This window comes from Variovorax sp. 20P10.2.4, assembly GCF_058244205.1.
Genome location: NZ_JBZAYE010000323.1, coordinates 1 through 8,154 on the forward strand (window position 1 = coordinate 1; position 8,154 = coordinate 8,154).

At 70.1% G+C, this 8,154-nt stretch carries 9 protein-coding genes; 5 read left to right on the forward strand and 4 right to left on the reverse strand.

The genetic code is table 11. The features are described 5' to 3' along the window. Both AC27VN_RS25215 and AC27VN_RS25220 read right to left on the reverse strand, forming a co-directional pair. The coding region (locus AC27VN_RS25215; RefSeq protein ID WP_490878291.1) for a sodium:solute symporter family protein at window positions 1–1,388 on the reverse strand (1,388 nt) is incomplete at its 3' end. Next, the gene (locus tag AC27VN_RS25220) at window positions 1,385–1,684 is read right to left on the reverse strand and encodes a DUF3311 domain-containing protein (RefSeq protein ID WP_203201107.1); all 300 of its coding nucleotides are present in this window, start codon (window positions 1,682–1,684) and stop codon (window positions 1,385–1,387) included. The genes AC27VN_RS25220 and AC27VN_RS25215, both read right to left, overlap by 4 nt. Window positions 1,685–1,887: 203 nt before the next feature. Here AC27VN_RS25220 and AC27VN_RS25225 point away from each other — a divergent pair, with 203 nt between their 5' ends. Genes AC27VN_RS25225 through AC27VN_RS25235 form a run of 3 tightly spaced genes read left to right on the forward strand, consistent with a single transcriptional unit; the run spans window position 1,888 to window position 3,861 of the window. Beyond that, entirely contained in the window at window positions 1,888–2,424 is a 537-nt protein-coding gene (locus tag AC27VN_RS25225; RefSeq protein WP_490878292.1) for a cupin domain-containing protein, read from the forward strand. Between the two features lie 13 nt (window positions 2,425–2,437). After that, window positions 2,438–2,806 carry a TIGR04076 family protein gene (locus tag AC27VN_RS25230; protein ID WP_296794473.1) on the forward strand — a complete coding sequence of 123 codons (369 nt, stop codon included), beginning with the start codon at window positions 2,438–2,440 and terminating at the stop codon, window positions 2,804–2,806. Beyond that, the gene (locus tag AC27VN_RS25235; RefSeq protein WP_490878293.1) at window positions 2,803–3,861 is read left to right on the forward strand and encodes an aldo/keto reductase; all 1,059 of its coding nucleotides are present in this window, start codon (window positions 2,803–2,805) and stop codon (window positions 3,859–3,861) included. Before AC27VN_RS25230 ends, AC27VN_RS25235 begins: the two co-directional genes overlap by 4 nt. Before the next feature lie 13 nt (window positions 3,862–3,874). Here the strand turns inward: AC27VN_RS25235 and AC27VN_RS25240 are convergent, their stop codons facing one another. Next, window positions 3,875–4,285, reverse strand: a complete 411-nt coding sequence (locus AC27VN_RS25240; protein WP_490878294.1) for a PPC domain-containing DNA-binding protein — start codon at window positions 4,283–4,285, stop codon at window positions 3,875–3,877. Between the two features lie 13 nt (window positions 4,286–4,298). After that, window positions 4,299–5,969, reverse strand: a complete 1,671-nt coding sequence (gene pgm, locus AC27VN_RS25245) for a phosphoglucomutase (alpha-D-glucose-1,6-bisphosphate-dependent) (protein WP_490878295.1) — start codon at window positions 5,967–5,969, stop codon at window positions 4,299–4,301. Window positions 5,970–6,236: 267 nt separating this feature from the next. Here pgm and AC27VN_RS25250 point away from each other — a divergent pair, with 267 nt between their 5' ends. Next, a complete protein-coding gene (locus tag AC27VN_RS25250; RefSeq protein WP_296782794.1) occupies window positions 6,237–6,572 on the forward strand; it encodes a hypothetical protein in 336 nt (111 codons plus the stop codon). Window positions 6,573–6,772: 200 nt separating this feature from the next. Then, window positions 6,773–8,125, forward strand: coding sequence for a putative bifunctional diguanylate cyclase/phosphodiesterase (locus AC27VN_RS25255; protein WP_490878296.1), 1,353 nt, complete (start codon window positions 6,773–6,775; stop codon window positions 8,123–8,125). The last annotated feature ends 29 nt before the right edge of the window (window positions 8,126–8,154 follow it).

Below are 8,154 nucleotides of genomic sequence, written 5' to 3' on the forward strand. Positions count from 1 at the left end.
GCATTGATCGCCATCGCGATCAGCCCGGCTTCCCATTGCGGCAGCGCGGTCGCCCAGAACTTCGCGGCCGGCGGCGCGAGCAGGGCCGCGAAGCCCGCGAGCAGCCCGGCCAGCACGCCGAGCGCGCTGGTGCGCTTCCAGAGGAAGCCGAGGAACACGCCGGGCGCCAGCATGCCGATGGCCGAATAGGCGTCGAGCAGGATCTTCACCAGCGAGCCCTTCTGGCTGATCGACAACCACACGGCGATCGCCGCGAAGCACACCAGCGAGCCGCGCGACAGCGCGAGCGCCGCGCCTTCGCCGAGCGCGGGCCTGAAGGGCCGCACCACGTTGCGCGTGAAGATCGAGCCGGCCGTCAGCAGCAGCAGCGAGCCCGGCGCCAGCGCCAGCAGGAAGCCGGTGCCCGCGAGCAGGCCCACGGTCCAGGCCGGATAGCGGTCGGACACGAACTGCAGCAGCGCCGCGTTGAGGTTGCCGCCCGGCGGCTGCGTGCCTGCGATCAGCGCCGCGAAGCCCAGCAGGATGATGAAGAAATAGGCCAGCGAGTAGATCGGCTGCCAGATCGCGTTGCGCCGGATCGCGGTGGCGCTGTGCGCCGTGTACGACATCTGGAACAGGTGCGGGAACACCCAGTTGCCCAGCGCGATGTTGATGGCCGAGGTCATGAGCCAGATCGCGGTGGTCGGCGAGCTCGCATCGAGGCCCGGAAAGCTGCCGATGCCCGGATGCTTCGCCTCGGCCAGCGCGAACAGGTCGAGCAGCGAGGCCGCGCCCACCTTGCTCGCCACCGTCACGCTCAGCAGCACCACGACCAGCACCATCAGCACGTCTTTCACGCCGGCCGCGAAGGCCGCCGAGCGCACGCCGGCCACGAACACGAAGGCGATCATCAACAGGCCCGCGCCGATGGTCGCGGCCTCGCTCGACACCGCGCCGTCGAGCGTGAGCTGCACGATCAGGCCCAGGCTCACGAGCTGGATCTGCACGTAGACCACCAGCGAGGCGATGCCGACCACGCCGGTGAGCACGCCGAGCCAGGGCGCCTCGTAGCGCGCGGCGAAGAAGTCGGACTGCGTGAGCAGGCGCCCGATGCGCCCCGCGCGCCAGATCTTCGGCATCAGCCAGTAGCCGACCGCATAGCTCATCGACACCGAGCAGAAGGCCAGGTAGGCCGGCGCGCCCAGCGCCCAGGCATAGCCCGAGATGCCGAGCACCGCGAAGGTGGTGTAGACCTCGCCCGCGTTCATGAACCAGAACAGCAGGGTGCCGAGGCTGCGGCCGCCGACGGCCCATTCGGCCAAGGTGGCGGCGCGCCGGGTGCGGCGGCCATAGGCGATGGCGCCCGCGACCGTGGCGAGCAGGATGGCCAGGACGATCGCGAGCTTCATCGCGCGCTCCCGTGGCCGTCGGTGCCGGCGTCCTGGTGCCGCGCGAGGAAGTCGGCTTCCTCGTCCTCCACGCCATGGCGCGCGTCGAGCCGGAACACCAGCGCGATCGCCACGCTCGTGAGCACGATGCCCGCCATCTGCCAGGCCATCGGGAACGGCAGGCCGAAGGGCCGCAGCGCGATGTCGTTGACCACGGGCGCGAGGCCGGCCTGCCAGACGAAGGGGAAGGCCAGCAGCCATCGGTAGGCGCGGCGGCGGGGAGGCGATGCGATGGAGGAGGGAGACGGGCCGGCCATTCGAAACTCCTGTGAAGTGCTGCTGCACGAGATGGGCGCGGAGTGTGCAGCGAAAGTGCACGAAGCACAAGCGGGTCGAGTTCGGGTTTTCCTTGCAAATAACGCGCCAATCCTGGGCGTCCAGCCATCTTGACGTGCACCGTCATGGCACATAGCATTGCCTCATTCGTGCTGTCAGACTGCACAAAAGGAAATTCCCACCCATGATCGGCGAACGGCTCAAGGAACTGCGCACCGCACGCGGCCTCTCGTTGCGCGAGCTCGCGGCCCAGGCCGGCGTGTCGGCCACCTTGCTGAGCCAGATCGAGCGCGCGGTCACCGACCCCAGCCTCGAAACCCTGCGCCGGCTGGCCGGCGTGTTCGGCGAGTCGGTGTCCTCGCTGTTCTCCGACCCCGCGCCGCCCACCGTCTGGGTCAGCCGGCCGGGACGGCGCGCGATGCTCACGGCGCCGCAGGGCCAAGTCGCCTACGAGCGGCTGACCGCCGGCGTGGGCCAGCTCGAGGTGCTGCGCGCGGTGCTGCAGCCGGGCCAGATGTCGGCCGACGAGCCGCGCGGCCATGCCTCGGCCGAGTGCGTCTACGTGGTGGCCGGCGCGCTGGTGGCACAGGTCGCGGGCGTCGACTACCCGCTGCAGGCCGGCGAGAGCATCTCCTTCGACGCGCGGCTGCCGCATCGCTACATGAACGCCTCGCAGGCGCCGACCGAGATCATCCTGTCGGTGACACCGCCCAATCCCTGAGCAGGAGCCTCCCATGAGCACACCGACCGATTCCGCGTCCGAGCGCAGCTTCACGCTGCACGACCTGCGCGTCGAGGTGGTCGCGCCCGAGGGCGCGCGCATCTACTGCGGCCAGCCCGGCGACCACTTCGAGTTGCGCGGCGAGATGCTGCACCTGCCGCCGGGGCAGGGCTTCTCGATCTACTCGCTGGGCGCGGTGCTGCCGCTGCTGGCCGCCAAGCAGCGTGCCACCGACGGCAACGACTGGATGAGCACCGATGCCGAGATCGCCTGTCCCGATCCGAACTGCCCCTCGCGCCTGCGCATCACGCGCATCGGCACGCGCGTCTTCCGCCACGCCGACACCACGGCCGTGGTCCACCCTTCTGACCTTCGACCATGAGCACCGTCCCCCGCACCGAACTCGCCCCCGGCTATTCCATCTCGCGCATGCTCAAGGGCGGCTGGCAGCTTGCCGGCGGCCATGGCGGCATCGACCGCGCCGCGGCCATCGCCGACATGTCGGCCTACTACCAGGCCGGCATCACGACCTTCGACTGCGCCGACATCTACACCGGCGTCGAGGAACTGATCGGCGAGTTCCGCCGCGAGCACCGCGCGCGCCACGGCGCCGACAGCCTCGCGCAGCTGCGCGTGCACACCAAGTTCGTGCCCGACCTCGCGCTGCTGCCGAGCATCGACAAGCAGCAGGTCGAACAGACCATCGACCGCTCGCTGCGCCGCCTCGGCGTCGAGCGGCTCGACCTGGTGCAGTTCCACTGGTGGGACTACCGCGTGCCGCGCTATGTCGAGGTCGCGCACTGGCTGGCCGAGCTGCAGCGCGCCGGCAAGATCGAACTGCTGGGCGGCACCAACTTCGACACGCAGCGCGCGCGCGAACTGGGCGACGCGGGCCTGCCGCTGCGCAGCATGCAGGTGCAGTACTCGCTGCTCGACCAGCGGCCGCGCACGCGGCTCGCGGCCTGGTGCGCGCAGGCCGGCGTCAAGCTGCTGTGCTACGGCAGCGTGGCTGGCGGCTTTCTCTCGGAACGCTGGCTCGGCGTGAGCGAACCGGCCGAGCCGCTGGAGAACCGCTCGCTGGTCAAATACAAGCTGATCATCGACGACTTCGGCGGCTGGGATCTGTTCCAGGCACTGCTGCAAGCCTTGCAGAAGATCGCGCAGCGGCACGGCACCTCGCTGTCGGCGGTCGCGATGCGCTGGGTGCTCGCGCAGCCCGAGGTGGCGGCCGTGATCGTCGGCGTGCGCCGCGGTGACCATCTGCCCGACCACCTGCGCATGCTCGCGTTGCAGCTCGATGCGGCCGACCTCGCGGCGCTCGCCGCGGTGCTCGCGCAGCGCCGCCCGGACAGCGGCGACGTCTACGAGGTCGAGCGCGACATCGAGGGGCGGCATGGCCGCGTCATGAAGTACGACCTCAACGACAAGCCGCACTGAGGCCCTGTCCGGCTCAGTCGCGATCCAGCGTTTTCTCGCGCATCCTCAGTTCGGCATAGCCCGTGGCCTCGTCGTGCTCGCGCGAGAAGCGCCATTCGGGCAGCAGCGCCAGCAACACTTCAGCGGTGGTGCGCACCACGCAGCCCGGCGCCGCATGGCCGCCCCAGACGCGGCCCTGCGCGTCCGCCACGCTGATGTGCAGGTGCGAGCCCGTGGGCGAGAGCGAGCCCGCGAGCGTGAGGATCTCCAGGTCGCCCTCGAGTGCCGCGGGCTCGGGCGCGCCCGCGAAGCGGATCCGCGCACCGCGCAGGCTGCCGATGCCCGAGAGCACGAAGGCGGCGTCCACCGCCTGCTGCGCGAGCACGCGGTCGAGCGCCGCGCGCAGGTCGTCGCCGGGCGAGAGGCGCAGGGGCAGCGTGCGCATCGCGCGACCGGCTTCAGGGCGCCGCGAGCGCGCCGTCCACCACCTGCTGCGCTTCCTCGAGGATGCGCGCGAGATGCTCCTGTCCCTGGAAGCTCTCGCCGTAGATCTTGTAGATGTTCTCGGTGCCCGAGGGACGCGCCGCGAACCAGCCGTTCTCGGTGATCACCTTCACGCCGCCGATGGCCGCGCCGTTGCCGGGCGCATGGCTCAGCACCTCGACGATCTTCTCGCCCGCGAGCTCGGTCGAGCGGATCTGCGCGGGCGACAGGCTCGACAGCCGCTTCTTCTGCTCGACCGTGGCCGCCGCGTCGACGCGGTCGGAGACCGGTCGGCCCAGCGCCTGCGTGAGCTCGGCATAGCGCTCGCCCGGATCGCGCCCGGTGCGCGCGGCGATCTCGGCCGACAGCAGCGCCGGCACGATGCCGTCCTTGTCGGTGGTCCAGGCCGTGCCGTCGCGGCGCAGGAAGGTCGCGCCCGCGCTTTCTTCGCCGCCGAAGGCCAGCGAGCCGTCGACCAGCCCGTCGACGAACCACTTGAAGCCCACCGGCACCTCGTAGAGACGGCGCCCCAGGCGCTGGGCCACGCGGTCGATCATGCGGCTGCTCACCACGGTCTTGCCGACGGCCGCGGCGGCGGGCCAGTCGGGGCGGTGCGTGTAGAGGTAGTCGATCATCACCGCGAGGTAGCTGTTGGGCTGCATCAGGCCGCTGCTGCCCGCCACCACGCCGTGGCGGTCGTGGTCGGTGTCGCAGGCGAAGGCGATGCCGAAGCGGTCCTTGAGCGCGATCAACTGGTGCATCGCATCGGGCGAGGACGGGTCCATGCGGATGCGGCCGTCCCAGTCGAGCGACATGAAGCGGAAGGTCGGGTCGACCTCCTGGCTCAGCACCGTCAGGCGCGAGAGCTTGTAGCGCTCGGCGATCGCGGGCCAGTAGTGCACGCCCGCGCCGCCCAGCGGATCGACGCCCAGGTCGATCTGCACGCCGCGGATGGCGTCCATGTCGAGCACCTGCGCCAAGTCCTCCACATAGGTGTTCAGGTAGTCGTGCCGGTGCGTGGTCGAGGCCTTGAGCGCCTGCGCCAGGGGCAGCCGCTTCACGCCCTGCAGGCCGTTGGCCAGGAAGCCGTTGGCGGCGGCTTCGACAGCCGAGGTGATGTCGGTGCCGGCAGGTCCGCCGTTGGGCGGGTTGTACTTGAAGCCGCCGCTCTCGGGCGGGTTGTGCGAGGGCGTGATCACGATGCCGTCGGCCAACCCGGTGGTGCGACCGCGGTTGTAGACCAGGATCGCGTGCGACACCGCGGGCGTGGGCGTGTATTCGTCGTCCTGCGAGAGCATCAGCTCGACGCCGTTGGCCGCCAGCACCTCGACCGCGCTGTTGAAGGCGGGTGTCGAGAGCGCATGGGTGTCGATGCCGAGGAACAGCGGCCCGTCGATGCCCTTCTGGCGTCGGTAGTCGCAGATCGCTTGGCTGATCGCGAGCACGTGCCATTCGTTGAAGCCGTTGTCGAAGGACGAGCCGCGGTGGCCCGAGGTGCCGAAGGCCACGCGCTGCGCGGCCACCGAGGGATCGGGCCGGCCGCTGTAGTAGGCCGAGATCAGCCGCGGCACGTTCACCAGCAGGTCGTGCGGCGCGGGTTGGCCGGGGAGGGCGGCGGGGGCCGAGGTCTTGGAGGCAGGGCTCATCGGTGTGTGTCCAGGGTTCTGAAGGCGGCGCCGGGCCGGGTGTTCCGAGGATACGGTGGCTGGCGCCGATGGCACAGTCGGAGATCGGCGTGTCATCTCCACTGGACCGGGCGCCGGATCGCATGCCAAGATTGCGCAAACGTTTCCCCTCCCGAATCCAGTAGGGAGATCGTGAATTTTGTCGATACTTTTGTTCTCGTTTCGCCCAGATCGCCCAAATTCGCGTCCGCGCCCGACTAAGCTACGCCCCGTTCAAGGAACCCCCGAATGCGCATCCACGGCCGACACTGGCTTTCTCTCACGGCGCTGCTCCTGCTGGCCGCCGGCTGCCAGGCGCCGCCCAAGGACCGTCCCCTTACCTCCGAGGTGCCGGAGCCGCCGGCCTTCGCGCCGCCGCCCGAAAGCTGTCTGGCCGAGGGTGTGCGCTTCGCGCTGGGCCTGCGCGTCACCGCGCCGCTGCTCGAGGAAATGCGCCAGCGCAGCGGCGCGAAGTTCGCGCGCACCCTGCTGGTCACCGACCCGTCCGACCCCGTGCTCGATCCGACCCGGCTCAACGTGAGGGTCGAACCCTCGGGCCGCATCGTGGGAGCGAGCTGCCAATAGAAGAGAGCCCGACCCGCCACTTCGATCCCGCTTCCCCGTTCCAGGCGCCGCATCCGCGAACGCTTGGGTGCCACGGTGTTGCGCGAAGACCGCGAACCTCACAATTCGCCCCGCACGGATCGCTCCACGGTCAGTTTTGAGAGAACAATAGATTGCGATTTTCCGGACTCAGCCCTTTGTCGACCAAGCAACCTCCCGCCATGGCCCTGCCGGATTCCGGACTCAACCGCCTTCCGCCCGATGAGGTGCTGCGCCCGCTGCTGGCCGACTGGGCCCGCGAGGGCAAGCGGCTGGCCATCGTCTGCTTCATCGACCTCGATCGTTTCGCCGACGTGAACCAGCGCCTGGGCATGGCCGGCGGCAACGCCGCACTCGAGGAAGCACGCCGCCGCCTCAAGGCCCAGCTGCCGCGCGAGGGTCTGCTGGCCCATGTCGGTGGCGACGAGTTCGCGGCCGTGTTCGCGGGCATCGGCAATTCGCAATGCCACCAGGTGCTCGAACGCATGCTGGCCGCGCTGTCCGAACCCTGGGAATGGCGCGGCCATGCCGTCAGCCTCGAGGCCAGCCTCGGTGCGCGGTTGCTCGACGCCAGCGGCCCGCCGCCCGAGCTCGCGCTGCGCCAGGCCAGCCATGCGGCCTTCTTCGCCAAGCGCGCGGGCGACGGCCGGGTGCATTACTTCGACGCGCCGCAGGCCCATGCCGACGAGCAGATGGTGCGCGCGCGCCAGCGCATCCAGGAAGGCCTGGAGCGCGACGAATTCTTCCTCTGCTACCAGCCCAAGGTCGACATGCAGCGCGGCGTGATGGTGGGCGTCGAGGCGCTGATCCGCTGGCAGCATCCCGAGCGCGGCCTGCTGCAGCCCGGGCAGTTCGTGCCGCTCACCGAGGGCGACGAGCTCGCCGAGCGCATGGGCGACTGGGTGATCGGCGCGGCGCTGCGCCAGGCGCACGAATGGCGTTCGGCCGGCCTGCGCACCGCGATCAGCGTCAACGTGAGCCCGCGCCACATGATGCGCTGGGACTTCGTCGACCGGCTCGCGCAGCACCTGGCGCAGTTCCCCAAGCTGGGCGCTGGCACGCTCGAGCTCGAGATCCTCGAGACCACCGCCATCAGCAAGTTCTCCACCGTGGCGCGTTTCGTCGAGGCCTGCAAGGGCCTGGGCGTGCCGGTCGCCATCGACGACTTCGGCACCGGCTATTCCTCGCTGACCTACCTGCGCCAGTTGCCCGTGTCCTCGGTCAAGATCGACCAGTCCTTCATCCGCGGCATGCTCGAGAGCGAGCAGGACCGCGCGATCGTGCAGGGCATCCTAGCGCTGCTCAAGGCGCTGGGCCGCACGCCCGTGGCCGAGGGCGTCGAGACGCTCGAGCTCGGCGAGGCGCTGCTCGAGATGGGTTGCACGCTGGCCCAGGGCTACGGCATCTCGATGCCGCTGTCGGCCTGCGACATCCCGCAATGGGTGCAGGACTTCGAGCGCGTGCCGCTGTGGGGTCCGCAGCAACATCGTGCGCAGGCGGTGCCTGTCGCGGGGCCGTCGATCTCGGGCGGCTGAGCCCTCTCCAAAGACGAAAGCCGCGCGAG